The organism is Heliomicrobium undosum, from assembly GCF_009877425.1.
In the GTDB taxonomy this organism is placed as follows: domain Bacteria; phylum Bacillota; class Desulfitobacteriia; order Heliobacteriales; family Heliobacteriaceae; genus Heliomicrobium; species Heliomicrobium undosum.
The window spans coordinates 24,106-45,743 of the sequence record NZ_WXEY01000022.1 but is presented as its reverse complement, the minus strand read 5'-3'; the positions used below and the strand labels follow the sequence as shown (position 1 = coordinate 45,743).

Below are 21,638 nucleotides of genomic sequence, written 5' to 3'. Positions count from 1 at the left end.
TAGTTTACCATGGCACTCGGGATTTGTCAAACCCCGGATTTTGCGATTTTTCGTTTCTATCGACCAGGTTTTCGACACGCCGGACATAGGCCTCGATGTCGAATTTACGGCGCAGGCCGGCGGCGTTCATGTAACGGACTTTGCCGAAGATGGCCCGCTCGCCCCAGGGCCGGTCATGCTTGCCGAAGCACCAGGCGATGCCGGTGTAGCCGTTGGGGTCGCGACCGTCGAGGGCGTAGGTGTCGTTCAGTTCGACGGCGATCCGGTAGGCCGTCTCCGGATCGACCGTCCATTCGAGGATCTTCTTGCCCCAGTACATGCGCATGTAGCCGTGCATCTTGCCACGCAGGACGAGTTCTTTCTGGGCGGCGTTCCAGTAGCGGTCATGGGTGCGGGCCTCGGCCAATTCCGTCTTTGTATAGTTGAATTCTCTGCTATCGGACCGGTGCGTATGCAACGTCGCCTGCGCCCAGGCGGGCAGGGCGGCGAATTGGTCGTAGGCGGGGTTGTAGAAAACGAAGTTCATGGCCAGTTCGCGGCGGACGATCAGTTCTTCTAAAAAGGCGGCCAGGCCGGGGTTCGCGTCTGTTGCAGTGGGGAATGCGCCGACCCCGTCGAGGGCTGGGCCTGTCCTATCGAGGGATGTGCCAGTTCCAATGGCCTGCCGGGCCTTCAATGCCACCTCCAGCGGCGAGATCTGGCCGAAATGCAGGTACGGGCTCAACTCGGAGAGGCTGTCGAGGGAGGGGTCGTTTTTGTCTTCATGGTAGCGGGAGAGCTTCCTGCGTAGGAAGTCGTCGAGGCGACGGTGGGCCTCCTGGGAACCGCCCCGCCAGCCCAAGGCCGGGGGGATGGAGGAGTCGACGGACAAGGCGGCCAGGATCGAGGACAGGGAATCAGCGGAGGCGGCAAAAACCGGCTCTCCGGGAAGCTCCTCATCGAGCAATGCTTCCGCATCCGGGGCCGGGCAGTCCGTATCCCGCTCCTCCAATGGGACCAGGAAAGTGTCCAGTAGCCTTTTGATCTTGGGCCGGAACGTGGCTGCCGCATACTCCTCTTTCGGCGACGCCGTCTCAACCGGGACGATGACATCGCTTTCCACCTGAACAAAGGGGCCGTCGATCCGGGCGGCGACAGCCTCCCGCCACTGTCGCTGGTAGCGCAGGTATCCCCGGTCCGTGACGACGAGGGCGGCTTTTTGAGCCAGCGCAATGACGCCATCGACCGGGGGAATGCGCCGGACGATCATAGCGATGCCCCGGCGGCGCAGTGTCTCCCGGACATCACAGAGCCCCTCCAGCATGAAACGGTAATGGCGCGCCTTCGCGCCGGGAACGCCGCCTGTGACGCCGAAAAAGACGAGCAACGGGAGGCCCAGTTTGTTGGCCTCCCGGATGGCGTACTCCAGGGCATGGTTCCATTCGGCCCGCTGGCTGGCCTGCATCCAATAAAGCACATATCGCCCCGGACGTGGGGGCGCACTGGTGAGGTGACGGATACGTTCACGGTGAATCAATCGGTTTTAGCCTCCTATGTTATGCAGTGTTTGAAAGATGTCTTCTGTAACGTTTACGCCTCTGTCTTGTGTTCACGTGACCGGCAGAAGTGACCTGCAAATGTGACCTTATCGTTTTAACTTATCATTGAAACCGGTCACATTGCAAATACAACGAAAAAAAAAGCGTGGGCGGCTCGCCGCTCACGCTTTTTTTTTCGTTTTTCGATTAGAAACCTCCGCCGTACCCGAATCCGAATCCTGTACCCAAGATCGCGATAATAATGATGAGAATGGCCAAAGCCACAATGTTGTTACCGAAATAACCTCCGCCACAAACGGCTCCCATAATGCCTCCTCCTTTCAATTACGTTATTGAGCGCCGTACCCGAAGCCAACGATGTGGGGATAGAAAGCGCCGATAATGATCAGCGTGATGACGAGGCCGGCCACAACACCGAAGCCGCCGCCAAAGAAGCCGTATGCATTGCCCATATGGAACCCTCCTTTTTGAGCTGTATGGTAATTTTATCCATTAACAGGATACTCAGGCCACACTACATCTGTTACAGAAAATGGACGTGTTGTATCTTGACAGGATGGGACCTTATAAAGATTTGACTTTCAGCGAGTCCCTTTTTATGTCACCGCCACCCGCAACTTGTTGCGAAAACGCTGGAGTATCATCGTAAATCGTTTGCCAAAAAGGGCGTAAAAGAGGCAGTTGCCGATGGCATGGACCGTGTCAAAGGACAGGCTGGCCAGATAGGTGAGCAAAAAGGACTGCCCTGTATGAGGATGGACAAAGGCGCTCCAGTGCCAGAAGTTCATGATCCACCCGTAGAGATAACCCCAGGCAAAGAGAAAGGCGAGCATCCAAAGCCGCCCGATGTCCGGATAATAGCGGGTCAGCAATCCCGCCGACACCCCGGCCATGCCCCAACTGAACATCTGCCATGGTGTCCAGGGTCCCTGGCCGAGAAAAAAATTGGACACGATCGCTGCCGTTGCCCCGACCATGAACCCTGCCCGGGGACCGAAGACCGCGCCTGACAGGATCGTCAAAAAAGTGACCGGCTGAATGCCCATCAATGCGGAAAAAGGGACCCTTCCCACTGCCGCCAGCGCGCCCAGGACGGCGATCATGGATAGTTCGCGGGAACAGATCTCTTTTCGCTCAAAAGCCCAGAAGAGCAATAACAGCGCCAGGAAGACCATCTCCAGGGCCAACAACCCCCAACCCTGCCGCCCAACGATGTTTCTCCCGATCAGGCTGGCAAAGAGGGAACCGGCGGCCAGCGCCAAGATGAGCGGGACTTGCAACTTAGGCCAAGCGGGCCACATGGGCGCTCGTCTCCCTTCCCTCCGCTTTTTTTCGCCGGCCCACATCCCGAAAGGCTGACCAGGCGGCTTCCGGCGTCAGGAGATGGGGCGCTGCATGGCGGAACAAGCGGCCGATCTGGGTCGAGTAAAAGAGGGATTCCCCCAGCACCGGCAACAGGTCGCCCTCTCTGACCACCCTGCCGCCGTCAAGGAGCGCCACACGCGTCGCGTAGCGGGCGACGAACTCCACATCATGGCTGACCAGGATCACAGAAGCCCCGCCGTCGATCCGCCGGCGCAACAGTTCGCCCAGTTCGTCTTTCAGCCGCTCATCCATTCCCCGCGTCGGTTCATCGAGCAGGAGGAGTTCCGGATCGGTGGCCAAGACAGCGGCGATGGCCACCCGTTGCCGTTCTCCGCCGCTCAAATCGCGGGGATGGACGCCCCGGTATGCTTCGAGGCGAAGCTCTTGCAAGAGCCTCTCCACCGTTCCATTGTCGGGGAGGCCGAAATTGCGCCGCCCGAAGGCGACTTCCGCTTCCACCGTGTCCTGGAGCAGGTAGTCGTTCGGATTTTGGGCCAGATAGCCGATCCGCCCGCCGGAATGGACGGAGCGGACCTCTTGCTTTGCCAACGACAGGGAACAACGGCCCCGCCCCGGTTTTAATAGCCCGGCGATGAGCCGCAAGAGTGTCGACTTGCCGGCGCCGTTCGGTCCCAGGAGAGCCAAAAAATCTCCCGGCGCTGCGCTCAGGCTGACATCCTGCAACGCCGCCCACCCATCTGGGTAGGTGAACCAGACCCTATCCAGTAATAACGAGGCGTCGCGAGGAGGGTCTGGGGGGATCGTTGTGGGGGGTGATGTGGGGAGCGCATGTTCCTGATCGCTTTCCCGGGGAAGCAGCGCCGAAAGGGCCTTTCGCCCTGCTTTTACAGTGATCGGGACGGGCGCCAGACCCATCCCGGCGAAAAAACGCGCTACCGGCGGTACAAGGGAGCTTGATCGACAGGCGCCCCACTGGGCCATCTCCCCAGGCGAACCATCAAAAGCGATAGTCCCTTCTTCCATGTACAAGACACGGTCGGCCAGATGAAAGCACCGGTCCAAGCGCTGCTCCACCAGCACGATGGTCATCGCCAGGTCCTCATTCAGCCGCTTGACAAGACCGAGGATTTCCTCGGCAGCAACCGGGTCCAGTTGGGATGTGGGCTCATCGAGGATGAGGACCCGCGGCTGCATGGCCAGCGCCGACGCGAGGGCCACCTTTTGCTGCTGTCCGCCGGACAGTGTCCAGATTTCCCGTCCCTTCAACGCAGATATTTGAAAGAAGTTCATCACCTCGGCGATCCGCGCCGCCATATCGGCTGGGGAAAGGCCCAGATTCTCTAATCCGAAGGCGATTTCCGCTTCCGGCTCTGTCATGACCAGTTGCTTTTCCGGGTCTTGAAAGACGATGCCCACCTCCCGGGCGAGGTCCCGGCGAGGCAGATCGAGCAGCGGACGGCCTCGATAACGCAGTTCACCGCTGAACCGGCCGCCGTAAAAACGGGGAACGAGCCCCGCCAAGGCCCGGGCCAGCGTTGACTTTCCTGATCCGGATTGACCGGACACCAGGACAAACTCCCCGTCTTCGATGCGCAAGCCGTCAATGCGCAGGGCAGGCTGCCTTTTTTCAGGATAGAAGTAGGTTAGATCGCGGAGCGAATAAAGGTCCATTTGCGCCACCCCCAATGCAGGATTACCGGGATCAGCAGCCCCGCCAGGACACATGCCAAAGCCGTAAGCGTCTTGACATCGCCGTGAAGGGGATCGAGTGCCGGGTAGTAGGCGTAGAGCAGCATTCCTTCCCAGGCGCCCGCGACAGCGGTGAAGAGGGACAGGAGCGCGCCGCTCAGGCAGATGCTGTCCCTCCGCCGCCAGAGCTTCCGGCGGTGGCTCGTACGGGGGCCGACGCCAAAGGCGCGCGCCTCCATCGCCTCCGCCGTTTCCCACGAATCTTCCAGTGACGACAGAAGCAGCGCTTCCACCAGTCCGGCATACTTGCCCACCCGCTCCCGGATGGTCCCCTCATCAAAACGGATGCCGCGCAGTTCCTGGATCTCGCGGATCCGTTCCAGCCGCCGGCGCATCGTCGGAAAGAGCCGCGTCGCCAGGGAGATCACCAGGGTCGAGCGAAAGGCCAACCTGGAGAAGAGACGCAGCAGGTCGTCAGGGGAGACCATGCCGCTATAGATGAAGAAGAGGCTGAGAACATTGAGCAGTTTCAAGGCCATGGCCGCGCCGTAGGCCACGGCTTCCACGGTGATGAACAGCGGCCCCAGAAGCGGTATCGTCGGACCGATCCAGAGGACCGTCTCCCCGGCCCGCACCAGGAGCGGGTTGATGAGCAGGATCAGGGCGCTCATCGGCAAGGCAAAGCCCATGGCTTCGTTCCACCGCGCCCACCTTCCTAAAGCCGCAATCGTAACGGCTTGAACCGCAAAGACGCCGGCGAGAAAGAGAGGGTGGTCGATAAACATGAGCAGAAAGAGCAGCGCAACCGCGTAGCTCAAAGCAGCCACGGGGTGCAGACCTGTCAGAATCGAGGCGCTTGCCTGCACATGGCCACCCTGATTCGGGTCCTGAGCGGCGTCTTCTGTGCCCACGTCGTTCATGGCCTTCCTCCTTGTTTTTGTTGAAGCAACGCCTTCCAATCGGGGCTCGGCGCATCCATCTCATTGCTGTACCACCAGACGATCCGGTCATCGCTTTGCACTGTTTTTTCGTTGGCGGCCACCATGGGCGTCTCGTCATTCACCTTGTACATCCAGCCGCGCATCCCCCGGTTGGCCTGACCGTTGATGCTGGTGACAAAGCTTCCGAAGCCGGCGCCCATGCCATAACGCAATCCTGTGGCGTCGAGCGCTCCCAGGGGCGTCTTTCCCCAACGGTTATCGTCTTTAATCAGGACGCTCTCCGGTCCGAAGAGCAGTTCCCCCTTTTGGCCGACGACGGCAATCGAGACAGAGAGACCTTTGGGGCTCTCTCTGTCCGTAAAGGCCTCTTTCCCTCCGCTTGCCTGCCCTTCACTCGCCTGCTGTTCGCCGCCTGTCGCCGTAGGCACCTCGGCTGGCTTGCTCATCACTGAGGCGGCCTTTTCTATGCCTTTCGTCGGCTCCGTGGGCGCAGGTGAGGAAGGTTCGCTCTTTTGCGTTCCTTCCTCACTCGATTGAGTTGGAGTGCTTTGAAGAACAGGTGGCTCTTTTGCGACCGCCCCTTGCGCTTTATTGAAAGCAGCCTTATCAGCAGACGTGATCGGCGCAGCCTGCGCGTTCTCCGGCGCGCCGCTTCGTCCGGAAAGAGAGACTGCGCCAAACAACAGGGCCAGGAGGATCAGCAAAAATCCCCAGTGCCAGCCGATTCGCTTGCCCATCACCCTCACCTCCCTAGAACTACTGCATCAACTTGTCGATGAGCGCCGCCGCCTCGGCCCGGTTGGCCTCCGCCTGGGGCCGGAAGCTGCCGTCTTCATATCCGCGCAGCAGGCCTTTCTTGACCGCTTGGGCGACCCAGGGGCGCGCCCAAGTTGAAATCGCTTCCTGATCGGTGAAGGGCGCCCCTTCCATATCTGCCTGCTGCCACCGGAGCGATTTGCCTAACATGACGGCCATCTCTTCCCGGGTGATCCGGTTCATTGGGCCGGAAGGCGCCATCAGGATCACCGTTGACGATGCCGGCCTCGGCTGCGGCGGCCACTATCGGGGCGAACCAATCCCCCGCTTGCACATCGCGGAAATTCGCCTTTCCTGATGCCGGCAGTTGCCGGCTGCGAACCAGCAATGCGGCGAACTCGGCCCGTGTGACGGTCCGGCTCGGTTCAAACCGGCCCGGCGCAACACCGCGGAGGATATCGACCTCAGACAACCGCCGGATGCTCTCGGCGGCCCAATCGAATCCCGCCAGATCGGCAAAGGAATCTTGGACTTTCGCCATGGCCGGAAGCGCCTCGGGCATCTCTCTTGCCAAGACGGCATAATCGGAAAAATGACGAAGTTGCGTCAGAAACACGCCTTTGGCAGCGTCATAGACGGCAGGCACCGTTACCCAACCCTTTGCTTTCGTATCGAAGACTGCCAGCGTCACATCCTCGGGGCTTACCAGTGGTGGCAGCGCCACGCGCAGAGCGATGGTGACCGGTTCGGCAAAGGTCGTTCCGTCAGGACCGAACCGGTAGAGGGACGATAGGAACTGAAACCCTGCCGGCGCCTGTTGAGCCGATTGCTCTGTAGCAGGAGGGTGCGCCGTTTCCTGGATGGTCAGTTTCATGTCCCTGCTCAACGCCTTGGCTGGCGCCGCCAGGGCGACTTCTCCCTTGGCGTCGGTGATGACCGCCCCTTGATCGGCCTTTACCTCCTGCTGCAAGGACACGCGATTGTCGGCCAGTTCGCGTTGCTGTTGTTGATAGGCCGCTTCGGTGAGCGGCTGAAACTCGCCTGACACCACCAGGGCTAACCCATCGTTGCCGAGCGCGTCGATAGGATTTTCCTGCGCCAGGGCGGTCGAGGCAACCTCTTTTTTCAAGCGCTCTAATGCCTTTATCGCTTGATCAGATGCCTGCAACGCTTTGGGGAAACGACTGTTTTGTTCAGTGACACCGCTTGGGACGGTATTCGCCGACTGCGCTCCGCTTGCCAGCGATTTGCCGCTGATCACGTCCGACCAGGTCGGTCCGGGATTGTTCATGTCCACGCTGTACCACCAGATCACCTTGTCTCCCGATTTCACCGCCTGGTCTTTGGCAGGCGCCATCGGGGTGACATCGTTCACCTTATACATCCAACCGGCCATTCCCTGATTGGCTTGGCCGGCGATAGACGTCACGAAGCCGCTTCCCTCGGAGTAGCTCAAGCCGGCGCCTTCCAGCGTTCCCAGGGCGGTTATCCCCCAGCGCCCATCCCTGCGCGCGGTGACGGTGGCAGGACCGAAGAGTTTTTCGCCGGACTTGCCGATCACGGCGAGAGACACCTGTGCTGCGTCATCTTGCGCCGGCGTCCCGCCACCTGATGACCCGCCGGCCGACGATCCGCTGCCGGAAGGCGGACTGCCCAACGCTTGGTAGGCGGTTAAGGCTTCCGTAGCGCCGAAGACGTTCTTGCTGCCGCCGAAGCTGCCGTCATCGTTGAGGGCCTTCGTCAACATCCAATCGACAGGACTCTGTTGGTTGCTGTTTTTCAGTTCAGCCGGATTCAGGCCCAGCTTTTTCATGGTGACGATCATTTCCGCCGTGTCGACGACCGGGTCGTCAAAGACACCGCCGAAACCGCCGTCTGCCTGTTGTTTACTTTTCAAGTAGGCCAGCCCGTCAGTAATCGCCTGTTGAACAGCGGCGTCGCCATCCATTCTGGGCAACCCTTTCATCGCTCGGATCGCTTGGGCTGTGGCCAGGAAGTCGGCATAGAAGACACCGTCGAAAGACTCGCCCCAAGCGCCTTTGTTTGGGGCGTTCTGTTGTTGCTTGCTCAACAGACAGGCGCGGGCGTCTTCCTTGATCGCAGCGATTTTTCCGGTTTCCTCCAGGGCCAGATAGGCCCAACTGTCGCTGTAGATGCTGTTGGAAAAGCCGGCTTGCGCTGTGTGACGCGCCAGGAGCAGGTCTGCCAGCTTGTTGGCGCGATTTTGCTCCTGCAATGCTTGCATGGCCAGGAGGGAGAGCGCCATCGGTTTGACGCGGGGGGCTTTTGACCATTCCCCCTCGTCTCCCCCGTATTGCGTATAGGTGAGGCCGAGCCGCTTCAAGGCGATCAGTGTTTCGGCGGTGGCGGTGGTGCTGTCGCCGGATACTGGGATGGCCGCCGTATCCTTGTGCTGGATCGATTTGAGGTAGGTCTGGATGTCATGAATGGCCCCGCTGATGCCCGCTCCCGCCGTAAATCCGGAAAGGGCTGCCAATACCTGGGCTGTCAATTCCGGTTCCTTGGGGCTGTAACTGCCGTAGGCGAACCCTGCCGGCGCTCCCCAGTCATCACTGTGGGCCGCGCGGAACCGGTTGATATAGGAGAGTGCCTTGGCCGGGTCAACGTCCCCCATTTGGTTGCACTGTCCCAGCGCCTGTAATACGGCCGTATCTTCGTAGAGAGACGCGCCAAAGTAGACGCTGTCGCCGACGGTTTGCTTCTGATTGCGAATGGCTTCCGCCAGAACACTTATCTTTGCATGACTCGGGTCTAGTTGAGACAGGGCTGTCAGGTGCTTGGACAACTCGGTGACGCTCTTCCCACCGGGATGGTCCGCAGCATAGACGGCATCGGCGACGGCCTGCTCCCGCAGCGTTTTTCCGTTTTTCAGCCAGTGGGCCTGTGTCAAATCCTCGCCGGCAAGGGCCAGCGCGGAGACGAAGCGGGCGTCAAAGGAAGCGAAACCGGCGTTCGAATAGGTTTCAACGCTCTGGACATAGCGCTCCCGCAGAAAGGCGACCCCTTTGGCGATCGCCTGTTCGACCCGTTCCTTCAGGGGACCGGCGGGGACATCGCTTTTGAGCCGGGCCAAGGCTTCCAGGCTGACCTTGGACCCATACTCGTTGGCAAAAGGACCGAAACTGCCGTCGGCATTTTGGTTGGCCAAAAGGTATGTAATCAGGTTGTTTTTGCTTCCCAGTTCAGACCCGATCGTGAGGGCATCGGCCTCGGCAATCCTTTGTTTTTGCACAGATAAGGAATAAGGCGGCGTCCATTTGGCTGCGCTCAGATCCTCCTTTGCCGCGATTAGCGCGGCAGCCGTATAACCGTCAACAGGTTCTCCGCTACTCGCCTTATTGTGGATGAAATCGACGGCCTTGCCGGCCAACTGACCGGCCTGGACGGACGGATCTCCTGACGCCGCATGGGCTGTGAAAAGGGGTAGGCAAAAGCTCCAAAGGAGCAGGAAAGCCATCACCAGCGCCGCTGTTTTTCGGCTGCTCTGGTTGGCGCGATAAAAGGGATGCAAAACCATCCATCCTTTCGTTCATCTAGCTGTGTTTTCGACCCTGTGTTTTTGCCTGAATCCCGTTTATGTCCTTTCCTTCGTTTGCTTCGCTTCCTTCGCTTTCGGCTCGCGGCGGCCTGTTGCGCTCAAGTAGGCTTGAACAGCCTGCCGCACGGCTGCGCCGGCGGTGACGGCTAGCAAGGCGCCAAGCCGTGTCGTCGGCCCGGCATACTCCAGCGGCTCACCGCCAGGCCGGGCGGCCACCACCACAGCGTCGGTCCCTGTCCCGGTCGCCCAGTCGCCTGTCTGGGCGCAACAGATACGCAATTCCCGTAGTACCCGGCTTTTGGCTTCTGTGATGGTCTGCACGGCGTTGATCAGCGCCCCGTCTGTGAGGTGATGATCCAGAAAAGCCATGATGTTGATCGTCCCGGTTCCTGGCGTCCCTTCCCAGCAGGGGGTGACACCGGCGGCGCAGGCGTTGCTCACACCGGCTGTCACCACCACGGAGAGGCCGATGTCGCCGCAGCGGTTCTGCATCCAAGCCGCCTGGGAGACCCAGGCGGCTGTCATCAACGCAGTCGTTTGGTCGATGGGGCAATCGGGGAAAGCGCCCGTGAGAAAAGCGATCATCTCGCGTTGCGGCTGGCGGTCATCATAATCTTTGTGCACCTGCCGGTTGACAAAAAACCGTTTTTCGTTGATCCCCCCGCCGAGGATGCCTGAACTGACACAGCGCCAGGATGTATCGGCGGCGATGAGGATGCACTCTTTTTCGAGGCGACCGCGCAGTCCAGGGAGGAGGGCACGCCAGCTTCCCGGCGCCGGCGTCACCGGTATCATTAATACCAACCCCAGAGCGTCGACACCTCGCGCAGCCGACCGTACACCGCTTCCGCCTCTTCCTCGGATAGACTTCCTGCGCCGCAAGCCGGGGTGAGCGCCGTCTGCCGCAGGAGCAACGCCTCCGGAACGCCCAAGCGCGTCAACTCATCGATCTGCTGGTGGAGCCGCTGCGTCAGGGAAAGGGCGGTTTCATGGGCAAAGGCGCCGGTGACCGGCACGATCCCCCAGGCCAGCCAGCCGCCCCGTTCGAGAAAGGCGATCAGTTCCGGGATATGACGGGTAAGGGTATCGATGGAGCGATAGGCGTCAAATCCCACCACATCAGCGCCGCTGGCGAAGAGGATGGATCCATCGGCAGGCCCGCAGACATGGATGCCGGCCAGGCCGCCCATGCGTTTGATGGCCACGATGATTTCCTCCATGCCTCTTTGCAGGTCATGCGCCGTTAACGAATCCTGATCACAATCGTCAAATCCGATCATCGCCGGCTCATCGATCATCAACAGCACGGGATGCCCCGTTCTGCGCAGGTCCTTGACCTGCCAGGCGGCGTTCATGGCGCAGTTCTTGCAGAGAACATCCCATAAGAGACGCTCATGCATCACGGCGCGCCCTTTGCCATCGACGACATTCAAAGCCAGCGTGAGCGGGCCGAGGATCTCACCTTGGAGGGCGGCCACGTCAGGCCACTGGCGAGGCGCATCGGTGATCGTCGATTTGAAGGCCAGGTAACTATCTTGATCGATATGAAAGGGAGACTCTTCATGGAGGTGGATCCAACAGGCCGCCTCGTTCTCGTAAGCCTCATAGAAAGCGGACAAGGCATCGGGGAAGCTATCGGCTCTTGTGTCGATCACCGGATAGCCGTTGGTTTTTCCTGTGATCAGCTCTACCCGTTGCAAAGGCGATAGCGCGGCAGCCAGTAGACTGTCGCCGGCATACTTTAGATGCAGTTGGGGCCAATGGGGCAGCTCCGGGCAAAAGTGGCGGATGACCGCCATGGCGCTTTCTACATCACCATGAGGCAGACTTCCAATCCCGGTAGTGACGCCAGGGTATAACATGGTGTGTCCTCCTTTTGTGTGTCGCTGGCGGTTGCGCGAGAATTGCGCAGTTAGATCGAAATCGCCTAGTCGACAAATGGAATGAATCGGACATGCAAAAACCCCCAGCCGATCGACTGGGGGCAGAATGATGAACAGCACGCCAAGCGCCTGCGAATGCGCCTTTCGCCTTCATCACCTCCCTATCCTCCGTAGGTTCGACCGGTGATCACGAACAGGCAGGTCTCCTGGCTCGGGGTCATCTGGGGCTCTGTCTTCCCGGCAGCATGCTGCCAGTGACATGGAAGAGCCTCATCACACCCTTACAGTGGCGGGACCGCGCCGGCATTGCACCGGACTTCCCTTTTCACGCCTGCCCTTCGGGCGGCGACCTGTTCGCATGATTCAGTTGTCATTCCTTTCCTATGAGGAAGGAACAGAAAAAATGCCTTATCCGCCCTTGGAACGCAAAAAACCTCAGCCTTTCGGCTAAGGTCATGGTTCACTCGGGCCGTGACGCATCCCAAGACGGCAATGCATGAACGGCAAAGCAGACCACCTCCCTATCCGCGTAGGTACACTGGCAGTGTCAGAACAGGCAGGTCTCCTGGCTCGAGATCATGAGCCGCCTCCGCGTCTTCCCGGCATCGCGCCAGTGACATCGCACGGGGGGCCTCCCTCTCACAGTGGCGGGACCGCGCCGGTATTGCACCGGCTTCCCTTTTCACACCTGTCCTCCGGACAGGTGACCTGTTCCCAGACATATTCGGTTTACAGGTTAGTATGTTCGCGATGAAGAGGACAATTCCTTCATGGCCGCCCCCTTTTTCGAAGGCCGCCGTCCCCTTATCCGACGGCCCCTATAAATCCCCCGTCACCATCGACCACTGATCCTCAACGGGAGCGGGCAAAAACAGCGCCGGGTAGGCAAGACCTGGTGATAATGACGTGTCGGCAGTGACTTTTGGACTTGCCGGAAGCATCAGCGTAGTCGGAGTCTCCAGCGCCGGCATCGCCAATCCCGCCCCCATCTCTTCTCCAAATAACGTCAACTGTTCCCCGCCAGCCATTCCTTTAATCGCCCCCCGCTCCGGCATCACCAACTGCTGCCGGAGGCTGGCCGCATCCGGCCCGATTTCGCCGTAATACCTGCCGTTGCAGGTGACGAAGTAGCGCGCCCGCTTCATGACGACGCCCATCCGCCCTAGGTGCTCAAACTGGATCCGTCCCACCCGCCGGGCCGCGAGGATGCGCTTGGCCGACTTGACGCCGATGCCAGGCACACGCAGGAGGGTGCGGTAGTCGGCGCGGTTGATCTCGACGGGGAAAAAGCCGAGGTGGCGCAGCGCCCAGCCGGTCTTGGGGTCCAATTCCAGGTCCAGGTTTGGGTTGTCGGCGTCGACAATCTCATCGGCCTGAAAGTCGTAAAAGCGCAGCAGCCAGTCGGCCTGGTAGAGCCGGTGCTCCCGCAACAGGGGCGGCGCCGGCAGCGAAGGCAGGCGCGGATCGACGCTGACAGGGACATAGGCCGAGTAGTAGACGCGCTTCAGTTGGAACTTGCGGTAGAGGCCCTCGGCGAGGGTGAAAATCTGCCTGTCTGATTCGGGGGTCGCCCCGATGATCAGTTGGGTGCTCTGGCCTGCCGGGACGAAGGCGGGCGTCCGGCGAAACTGCCGTCGCTCCTCCCGGTTCTGAGTGATGGCGCCGGTGATCTGCCCCATCGGCCTAAGGATGTTTTCCTTTTTTTTCTGGGGAGCGAGGCGTCGCAAGCCTTCACTGGTGGGCAGTTCGATGTTGACGCTCATGCGGTCGACGAGGGAACCGGCCTCGGCAATGAGCCGGCTGTCTGCGCCAGGAATGGCCTTTAAGTGGATGTATCCGTTAAAGCGGTATTCGTTACGCAACTTGCGGACGGTCCGCACCAGTTGCTCCATCGTGTGGTCCGGCCCCTTCTCGATGGCGGAACTGAGGAAGAGCCCTTCGATGTAGTTGCGGCGGTAAAAGTTGATCGTCAGATCGGCCAATTCGTCGGGCGTAAAGGAAGCCCGGGGAACGTCGTTGGAGACGCGGTTGACACAGAAGGAGCAGTCATAACAGCAGACGTTGGAGAAGAGGACTTTGAGCAGGGAGATGCAGCGTCCATCGTCAGACCAGCTGTGGCAGATGCCGGAAGAAGCGGTGCTGCCGATGGCGCCCGCCTTCCTCCCCCGGTTGCTGCCGCTGGAGGAACAGGAGACATCGTATTTAGCCGCCGTCGATAAGATCTGCAGTTTTTCGCTTAAGTTCATCGCCATCATCGCCCGTCGAAAAAATGTAATGATACGGTAAATTGTTTGATATGTTACATTTTGGACTCTCCAGATACGCAGAATGCAGGACGCAAACGACTGACTCAGAAAGAAGCGTCGATTGGTACAAGTGTTCCAATTCGATATCATTTTTATCATAACGGATTGGCTTCCCACAAGCAACCGGATCATGCAATAGGGTTCATATTTTCTTTGCCTTGATTTTTTCTTCACTGTCTACTTCAGCGTTGATAGACAGGCCTATTCCGGTTACACTGGATTTAGGACATGGTTGGGAGTTCCATTTTGATGAAAAAGGAGGACCGCAGATGAGTTTTTTCAAAAAAGCTCTGGCCAGCATCGGAATTGGCGGCGCCAAGGTCAATGCCATTTTCCATCAGCAGACGGTGACGGCCGGTTCTGACGTGAGCGGCGTCATCCAGATCAAGGGCGGCGGCGTGGCGCAGCAGATTGAAAAAATCGGCCTGATGGTGATGACTCAATATGAAACAGAGTCCGATGACCGCAAGGTGACGGTGAACGCCCTGGTGCAGAAGGTGGACATCAACCTGCGCATCGACCTGCAGCCAGGCGACGAACGGGAGATCCCCTTCTCCTTCTGCCTCTCCCCCTACACCCCAGTCTCGATCGGTCACACCCCTGTCTGGGTGCAGACGGAACTGGAAGTAGACATGGCCATCGATCCCTCCGATACAGACCACCTGCAGGTGCAGCCCCACCCGAACATGGCCGCTGTGATGGAAGCGATCGATCAACTGGGCTTCCGCCTTTACAAAGTCAAAAACGAGGCGTCCCGGGCGGGACGAGGCGTCCCCTTCATTCAAAACTTTGAATACAAGCCAACGCGCCACTTCCAGCGCAGCCTTGATGAACTGGAAGTGGCCTATCTCCCCGAATCTGGCGGGATCGACCTTCTTTTGGAGATCGATCGCAAGGCCCGCGGCCTGTCAGGATTGTTGCTGGAGGCGGCCGACATGGATGAAACCCGGATCCGCCTGTCATTGAGCCAGCAGGAGATCGCCCAAGGGACAGCCTATCTGGCAGAGCGGTTGAAGCAGGTTATCGAAGATTTTTCATGAAAAAACGGAACCCCGTTGCTGACGACAGCACGGGGTTCCATCTTTTTTTCATATGGATACCTTTTTCTTATGACTCACTTAAAAGTTTTTTTAACGAAACCTCATCTTTAAATAACTCCGGTAACGCCCCTCCGTATTTTTGTTCCAAATCCGTTCTAGTAAAACGGCATGATTTCTCCGCTATATCTTGTACATTGAACTGAACGAAGCTTGCATTATGGATAAGAGATAATAATACAACTGCGTTCTTTTCTAATACTGCCTCCGGTTTGTTTTGGCTCCAAAAATGATGATAATCCTCTGGGCCTAATCTTTGATTTGCTTGATAGTTGACGGTAATTCCATAGGGCTCTCTGTCTGTATCCAAACGAAATCCTGCGTTATACATGTTGGCAGGCAGGATGGAAATGATGTTGCCTACTGCGCTATTATCCCCCACGTAAGCGCCTTTGTATCTCAGCAATGTATTGATTTCGCCTTGGGCAACGCGGTTTTCTTTAGGACTTAATTTCGTAGCGGGATTGGCTGCGCAGCCAGACAGGCCTAGCAATAGGATGATCATAGCAGATGTTGCAATCTTGAGTTTATGATTCATGTGACTTCTCCCGATTTGCTTCGTCGCCCAATTTCAGGCCCATCTCCTCAGCCGATAAAGGGTCGCTGAAGAGATGTCCCTGTATCTCGTCACAACCGGCTGCCGTCAGAAAATCGCACTGTTCTCTCGTCCCGACGCCGTCGGCGGCTACACGCAGACCGAGGCTGCGGGCAAGGGCGATCAATGCCTTGACGCTCTCCCGGGCATCATGGCAGGCGCTCAGATCGACGACCTGGGGCGCAGCGATTTTCACCCTGTCGATGGGCAACTTCTGCAATAGCGTAATGCGGCTGTTGCGTTTTCCGTACTGATCCATAGTCAGGCTTACGCCGAGCGATTTCAAATCGCCCAGCACAATGGGGGATAAATCAGCGAAACACAGGATGACTTCCTCGCTGATTTCGAGTTCCAGCCAGGCAGGTGGCAAGCCGCTCTTTTGCAGCGCCTTTTTCACCGTGGCGAGCAGATTCGGATGTTGAAACTGGCGCGCCGACAGGTTGACGGCCATCCGCACGGGCGGCAAGCCTGCATCCTGCCAAGCCTTGTTGCGGACGCAGGCTTCCTCCAGGCACCATTCGCCGATAGGCACGATCAGCCCCGTATCCTCGGCCAGGCGCAGGAACTCCATCGGCGAGACCAGCCCCAGATCGGGGTGCTGCCAGCGGATCAATGCCTCGACAGCGCACCGGTTCCCCGTGGCCGCTTCCACCTTTGGCTGGTAGTACAATACGAATTCGCCCTGGTCCAAAGCGCGGCGAAGGCGGGTTTCCATAGCCAGCCGTTCAAAGGCCCAGGCATTCAGTTCGGGTGTATAGAGTTGATAATGGTTGCGCCCCTGCTCCTTGGCTCGGTACATGGCCGCGTCGGCGTTGTGCATCAATGTCTCCGCCTCTTCCCCGTCGGTCGGGCAGACGGCGATGCCGATGCTGGTGGTGGTGCAGAAGGGCGGTATACCTTCGAATGACCATGGCTGGCGGAGGGACGCCAGGATCTTCTGGGCCACCTTGGCGGCGTCTTCTACGCTGCCGATCTGCGGCAGCAGGATCGTAAACTCGTCGCCGCCGAGGCGCGCCACCGTGTCGCTGTCGCGGACAGCCCGCCGCAGGCGTCCCGCCACACCTTGCAGCAGCAAGTCTCCCAACGCATGGCCGTAGGTGTCGTTGATCTGCTTGAACCGATCCAGGTCGAGAAAGAGGACGGCGAGCATGTGACGGTTCCGCGTCGCCTGGGCAAGCGCCTGTGTCAGACGGTCGATGAAGAGCAGCCGGTTGGGCAAATCGGTCAAGGCGTCATGGTAAGCCTGGTGTTTGATCCGTTCCTGGTTGCGCTTGTCTTCGGTGATGTCGCTGAAAACGGCGGCATACTGGGTGGTCCGGCCGTGGCTGTCTTTGATAGCGCTGATCGTCAGCCAGGCGGCGTACAGTTCCCCGCTCTTGCGGCGGTTCCAGATCTCCCCCTGCCACTGGCCCGTTTCCCGCAAGGCGTTCCACATCTTACGGTAGAATTCCCCGTCATGGCGCCCTGATTTCAAGATGCGCGGGGTGTTGCCGATTGCCTCGGATTCGCCGTAGCCTGTGGATCGGCAAAAGGCCGGGTTTACCGACTGAATGACGCCGCCCGCGTCGGTGATCATGATGCCTTCTGTCGTATTCTCAATGACCTTGGCGGCCAGCAGCAGCCTTTCCTCGACCTTTTTCCGATCACTGATGTCGCGGAAGGCGGCCACAGCCCCGGTGATCCGGTCATTGACACGCAGCGGGGTAGAAACGAGTGATACGGGAAAGAGAGCGCCATCCTTGCGGGAAAAGTAATCTTCGTCGCTGCGGTAGGTTTCGCCGACGCCGATCGTTTGTAAGACGGGGCAATCCGCTTCAGCGATAGGCAAGCCTTCCACACGACGGTTGTGGATGATGGGATGAATGTTTTTCCCCAGCAGTTCGGGCAGGTTCCAACCCAGGAGCCGCTCCGCTTCCGGGTTCATAAAGGTCAAGCGCCCCTCCGCATCGAGGACGATGAGGCCTTCCCCGAGCGCCGAAGCGACGGCGCTGAGTTGTGTTTCTCGGGCCTTCAGCGCCTTTTCCGTATGCTGCGCCTGCAACAACCGGCGCACCCGCTGCCGGAGCACGGCCCAGTGGATCGGTTTGGTGATATAGTCGGTTGCGCCTGACTGGTAGGCCTTTTCTACGGAGGCGTCGTCGTCAAGGCCGGTGATCATCAGCACGGGAACACGCCGGTGGCGGGGGAACGTCTGCAACTGCGCGCAAACGGCAAATCCGTCCATCACCGGCATGAGGACATCCATCAAGACGATGTCTGGCTCTGCCTGTTCATAGGCTTCCAGGGCCGCCGCGCCATCCTCGGCTTCCAAAACAGCGTAGCCGTCTTTTTCCAAGGCGCGCCGCACCATGAGCCGCATAGCGCGATCATCATCGGCGACCAGGATGAGGGGTTTTTTTAAACACAACTCTGTCATCCTGCGTTCCTTTCCATCACTTCCGTAAAAGACATTTGCGCCCTCATTATTCATATTATCGAGCGATGCCCCGGCAGTGTCAAGCAGGTGTGGAAGCTCTGAAAAGGACTTGTGCCGCCGTAAAAAAACAAAAAGCCGGAGCTGTGCCCCGGCCTACCTGTAAAATGGGTTTGGACTTTACCTCAGTTGTTTTACCTTAGATGTGTTTGTTCAGCAGTTTGACCAGTTCTTCCTTCGGCTTGAACCCGATGGCCTTGTCGACGACCTGGCCGCCTTTGAAGACCAGCAGGGTCGGGATGGACATGATGCCATACTCGGCGGCGATGGCGCGGTTTTCGTCCACGTTCAGCTTGCCGACGACGGCTTTGCCGGCCGTAGCATCAGCGACTTCGTCGATGATGGGGGCGATCATTTTGCAGGGTCCGCACCAGGCGGCCCAGAAATCGACAAGCACCGGTTTGCTGGACTCCAGAACCTGAGTGCGGAAATTGTCGTCCGTCAGGGCGACCACGTTTGCGCTAGCCATGGGTCTACCATCTCCTTCAGACTATTTTCATTTTACTTGGTAAACTTGGTGAGGACGTCGACGAGTTCCTCCAACGCTTTTTCCTGTTCTCCCGAGAGTGGCACGTTGGAAAGGCACCGGCGGGTATGATTCATGATGATCAATGTGCCAACCCGGTTGATGGCCGCCCGGGCCGCAGCGACTTGGACGAGTAGGTCGAGGCAGGCTTTGTCGTCAGCGATCATTTTTTGAATGCCTTTGATCTGGCCTTCAATTTTCTTTAATCGCCGGATCAGCGCCTCTTTCGATTGGGTACATTCCAGATCCGCCACCCCCAGGGGATACCCATACCCCGTATCCATATTCATTATAAAAGGTTATTTCGCCGCTGTCAACAGACCGGAAGCTTCAAGGATATCGCGGACGACGACGGAGGCGAGGATCAAACCGGCCACGGAAGGGACAAAAGAGATGCTTCCCGGTATCTGGCGCTTCTGCTTACATGATGCGCCGAAGGGACCCTCCGGATGCGGGCAGATGCAGTTGTCGGCGCAGGCCGCCTCCCCTTTGAGGGGACGCGGCGCCTCCGTCGAATAGACCACTTTCAGTTTGTCAACGCCGCGCTTGCGCAGTTCCTTGCGCATCACCTTGGCCAGCGGATCCATCGTCGTCTCGTAGATGTCGGCCACCTGGAAGCGGGTCGGATCGAGCTTGTTCCCGGCGCCGAGGGCGCTGACGACAGGGACGCCCACCGCTTTGGCCTTTTCGATGATCGTCAGTTTCCCCTTCACCGTATCGATGGCGTCGACGACGTAGTCCAGTTCAGGCGTGATGATCTCCTCCCCCGCCTCGACGCCGTAAAAGCGCCGGTGGCAGGTCACTTTCGCCTGCGGGTTGATGTCCATGACCCGCTCGGCCATGACCTCGACCTTGGGCCGACCCACGGTGGAGTGGAGGGCGTGCAGTTGCCGGTTCACATTGGTCAGGCAGATCTCGTCATGATCAACCAGCACCAGATGGCCTACGCCGCTTCTCGCCAGGGCCTCGACCGTGAAGGAGCCGACGCCGCCCACCCCGAAGACGGCCACGGTGGCGCTGGCCAGGCGTTCGATCCCCTTGTCGCCGATGATCAGTTCCGTTCTGGCAAAGGCGTGTTGTCTCACTTCTTGGCCGGCTCGGCTTTCGGCGCTTTGACGGGGAGGTCCAGCTTGATGTGCAGGTCTTTCAACTGCCGGGGGGTGACGACGCTCGGCGCATCGACCATCATGTCAGAGGCGGACTGGGTTTTGGGGAAGGCGATGACGTCGCGTATGGTGTCGCGGCCGGTCATCAGCATGATCATGCGGTCAAGGCCGAAGGCGATGCCGCCGTGGGGCGGTGTGCCGTAATCGAAGGCGTCCAGGAGGAAGCCGAACTTCTCGTAGGCTTCTTCGGGGGTCATGCCGAGGGTGGCGAACATCTTTTCCTGGATGTCGCGGCGGTAGATGCGCAGGGAGCCGCCGCCCAGTTCGACGCCGTTGAGGACCAGGTCATAGGCCTTGGCCCGCACCTTGCCCGGTTCCTTGTCGAGCAGGTCCAGGTCCTCGTCTTTCGGCGCGGTGAAGGGGTGGTGAATGGCGTTGTAGCGCTTTTCTTCCGGATCATATTCGACGAGGGGGAAGTCGACGACCCAGGCAAACTCCAGTTTTTCCGGGTCGATCAGGTTGAGGCGGCGGGCCAGTTCCTGGCGCAGGAAGCCGAGGGCGGCGGCCACGACAGAGGGCTTGTCGGCCACGAAGAGGAGCAGGTCGCCTTTTTCGGCGCCGAGCCGTTCCAGGACGGCGTTGAACTGTTCGTCGGTGAAGAACTTGGCGATGGGCGACTTGGGTCCATCCTCGGTCATCTGGATATAGGCGAGGCCCTTGGCGCCGTATACGGCGACGCCCTTCGTCAGTTCGTCGATCTCTTTGCGGGAGAAGTGGGCGCAGCCTTTGGCGTTGATGGCCTTCACCTCGCCGCCGCCCTTGACGACGCTGGCGAAGACCTTGAACTCCACGTCTTTGACCGTTTCAGTCAGATCGATCAGTTCGAGGCCGAAGCGCAGGTCCGGCTTGTCCGAGCCGTAGCGGCCCATCGCCTCTGCGTAGGGGATGCGGCGGAAGGGCGTGGGGATGTCCTTGCCCAGGGCTTCTTTGAAGATGTGGGCGACCATCTCCTCCATGAGGGCCAGCAGGTCGTCCATCTGGGTGAAGGACATCTCGATATCGAGTTGGGTGAACTCGGGCTGGCGATCCGCCCGCAGGTCCTCGTCGCGGAAGCAGCGGACGATCTGGAAGTAGCGCTCCATGCCGGCCACCATCAGGATTTGCTTATAGAGCTGGGGCGACTGGGGCAGGACGAAAAACTCGCCCGGGTGGATGCGGCTCGGCACCATGAACTCGCGGGCGCCCTCCGGCGTGGACTTGGTCAGCATGGGCGTTTCGATCTCCAAAAAGCCGTTGCGGTCAAGGAAGTCGCGCATGGCTTTGGCCGTCTTGTGGCGGATGATCAGGTTGCGTTGCATCTCCGGGCGGCGCAGGTCCAGGTAGCGGTACTTGAGGCGCACCGTCTCATCGACTTCCACGTCGTCTTCGATGTAAAAAGGCGGCGTCTTGGCGCCGTTTAAAACCCAAAGCTGGCGGGCGTAGACCTCGATCTGCCCGCTGGGCAGGTTGGCGTTGACGGTGCCCTCGGGACGGGGCCGCACGTCGCCCATGACGGCGAGGACGTACTCGTTGCGGACGCCTTCGGCTTTGGTAAAGGCCTCTTTGCCCACTTCCAGGCTGAAGACAACCTGGACGAGACCGGAGCGGTCCCGCAGGTCGACAAAGATGAGTCCGCCGTGGTCGCGGCGGCGCTGGACCCAGCCCATGAGGGTCACCGTCTGGCCGGCATGGTCGATGCGCAGGTCTCCGCCCTGGTGGGATCGTTTCAGGCCTGTGAACATATCGCTCATAATCTGGTGAATCGTCCTTTCTTCTATGTAGCGCAAGGGGAACATTCCGCCGC

Annotated in this window: 18 protein-coding genes and 2 riboswitches; of the genes, 1 reads left to right on the top strand and 17 read right to left on the bottom strand. The window is 59.3% G+C overall.

Features of this window, described 5'->3' with window-relative positions:
• Positions 1 to 4: 4 nt before the first annotated feature.
• The 11 genes from GTO91_RS14765 to GTO91_RS14720 form a co-directional block, all read right to left on the bottom strand.
• Positions 5 to 1,516 (bottom strand): deoxyribodipyrimidine photo-lyase, encoded by a 1,512-nt coding sequence (locus tag GTO91_RS14765; RefSeq protein ID WP_161259500.1) that lies wholly within the window; start codon positions 1,514 to 1,516, stop codon positions 5 to 7.
• A 351-nt stretch (positions 1,517 to 1,867) separates the two neighbouring features.
• Entirely contained in the window at positions 1,868 to 1,990 is a 123-nt protein-coding gene (locus tag GTO91_RS18475) for a hypothetical protein (protein ID WP_268894888.1), read from the bottom strand.
• A gap of 144 nt (positions 1,991 to 2,134) precedes the next feature.
• Entirely contained in the window at positions 2,135 to 2,839 is a 705-nt protein-coding gene (locus GTO91_RS14760; RefSeq protein ID WP_161259499.1) for an ECF transporter S component, read from the bottom strand.
• On the bottom strand, positions 2,820 to 4,535 hold the full coding sequence (locus tag GTO91_RS14755; protein WP_161259498.1) for an ABC transporter ATP-binding protein: 1,716 nt from the start codon (positions 4,533 to 4,535) through the stop codon (positions 2,820 to 2,822). Before GTO91_RS14755 ends, GTO91_RS14760 begins: the two co-directional genes overlap by 20 nt.
• Entirely contained in the window at positions 4,508 to 5,473 is a 966-nt protein-coding gene (locus GTO91_RS14750) for an energy-coupling factor transporter transmembrane component T family protein (protein ID WP_161259497.1), read from the bottom strand. The genes GTO91_RS14755 and GTO91_RS14750 overlap by 28 nt, the downstream gene beginning before the upstream one ends.
• Positions 5,470 to 6,231 carry a DUF4430 domain-containing protein gene (locus GTO91_RS14745; protein ID WP_161259496.1) on the bottom strand — a complete coding sequence of 254 codons (762 nt, stop codon included), beginning with the start codon at positions 6,229 to 6,231 and terminating at the stop codon, positions 5,470 to 5,472. Before GTO91_RS14745 ends, GTO91_RS14750 begins: the two co-directional genes overlap by 4 nt.
• A 19-nt stretch (positions 6,232 to 6,250) precedes the next feature.
• On the bottom strand, positions 6,251 to 6,391 hold the full coding sequence (locus GTO91_RS18790) for an S-layer homology domain-containing protein (RefSeq protein WP_407929534.1): 141 nt from the start codon (positions 6,389 to 6,391) through the stop codon (positions 6,251 to 6,253).
• The gene (locus tag GTO91_RS14735; protein WP_161259494.1) at positions 6,327 to 9,782 is read right to left on the bottom strand and encodes an S-layer homology domain-containing protein; all 3,456 of its coding nucleotides are present in this window, start codon (positions 9,780 to 9,782) and stop codon (positions 6,327 to 6,329) included. Before GTO91_RS14735 ends, GTO91_RS18790 begins: the two co-directional genes overlap by 65 nt.
• Before the next feature lie 63 nt (positions 9,783 to 9,845).
• Entirely contained in the window at positions 9,846 to 10,604 is a 759-nt protein-coding gene (locus GTO91_RS14730) for an adenosylcobinamide amidohydrolase (RefSeq protein ID WP_161259493.1), read from the bottom strand.
• Entirely contained in the window at positions 10,604 to 11,671 is a 1,068-nt protein-coding gene (locus tag GTO91_RS14725; protein ID WP_161259492.1) for a uroporphyrinogen decarboxylase/cobalamine-independent methonine synthase family protein, read from the bottom strand. The genes GTO91_RS14730 and GTO91_RS14725 overlap by 1 nt, the downstream gene beginning before the upstream one ends.
• Before the next feature lie 200 nt (positions 11,672 to 11,871).
• Positions 11,872 to 12,061, bottom strand: a riboswitch (cobalamin riboswitch).
• A gap of 169 nt (positions 12,062 to 12,230) precedes the next feature.
• Positions 12,231 to 12,419, bottom strand: a riboswitch (cobalamin riboswitch).
• Between the two features lie 91 nt (positions 12,420 to 12,510).
• Positions 12,511 to 13,938 carry a putative DNA modification/repair radical SAM protein gene (locus tag GTO91_RS14720; RefSeq protein WP_235919622.1) on the bottom strand — a complete coding sequence of 476 codons (1,428 nt, stop codon included), beginning with the start codon at positions 13,936 to 13,938 and terminating at the stop codon, positions 12,511 to 12,513.
• 329 nt (positions 13,939 to 14,267) lie between these two features.
• Here GTO91_RS14720 and GTO91_RS14715 point away from each other — a divergent pair, with 329 nt between their 5' ends.
• The gene (locus GTO91_RS14715; protein ID WP_161259490.1) at positions 14,268 to 15,038 is read left to right on the top strand and encodes a sporulation protein; all 771 of its coding nucleotides are present in this window, start codon (positions 14,268 to 14,270) and stop codon (positions 15,036 to 15,038) included.
• Positions 15,039 to 15,105: 67 nt separating this feature from the next.
• Here the strand turns inward: GTO91_RS14715 and GTO91_RS14710 are convergent, their stop codons facing one another.
• The 6 genes from GTO91_RS14710 to aspS all read right to left on the bottom strand — a co-directional run bounded on the left by GTO91_RS14710 (position 15,106) and on the right by aspS (position 21,585).
• Entirely contained in the window at positions 15,106 to 15,633 is a 528-nt protein-coding gene (locus GTO91_RS14710) for a DUF4825 domain-containing protein (RefSeq protein WP_161259489.1), read from the bottom strand.
• Positions 15,623 to 18,097 (bottom strand): two-component system response regulator, encoded by a 2,475-nt coding sequence (locus GTO91_RS14705; RefSeq protein ID WP_161259488.1) that lies wholly within the window; start codon positions 18,095 to 18,097, stop codon positions 15,623 to 15,625. The genes GTO91_RS14710 and GTO91_RS14705 overlap by 11 nt, the downstream gene beginning before the upstream one ends.
• A 205-nt stretch (positions 18,098 to 18,302) precedes the next feature.
• Positions 18,303 to 18,632: a thioredoxin gene (trxA, locus tag GTO91_RS14700; protein WP_161259487.1), complete on the bottom strand. Its 330-nt coding sequence runs from the start codon at positions 18,630 to 18,632 to the stop codon at positions 18,303 to 18,305.
• Positions 18,633 to 18,664: 32 nt separating this feature from the next.
• Positions 18,665 to 18,979: a metal-sensitive transcriptional regulator gene (locus GTO91_RS14695; RefSeq protein ID WP_207709037.1), complete on the bottom strand. Its 315-nt coding sequence runs from the start codon at positions 18,977 to 18,979 to the stop codon at positions 18,665 to 18,667.
• A gap of 9 nt (positions 18,980 to 18,988) precedes the next feature.
• The gene (locus GTO91_RS14690) at positions 18,989 to 19,774 is read right to left on the bottom strand and encodes a tRNA threonylcarbamoyladenosine dehydratase (protein ID WP_161259486.1); all 786 of its coding nucleotides are present in this window, start codon (positions 19,772 to 19,774) and stop codon (positions 18,989 to 18,991) included.
• Positions 19,771 to 21,585, bottom strand: coding sequence for an aspartate--tRNA ligase (aspS, locus tag GTO91_RS14685; protein WP_161259485.1), 1,815 nt, complete (start codon positions 21,583 to 21,585; stop codon positions 19,771 to 19,773). The genes GTO91_RS14690 and aspS overlap by 4 nt, the downstream gene beginning before the upstream one ends.
• Between the last annotated feature and the right edge of the window lie 53 nt (positions 21,586 to 21,638).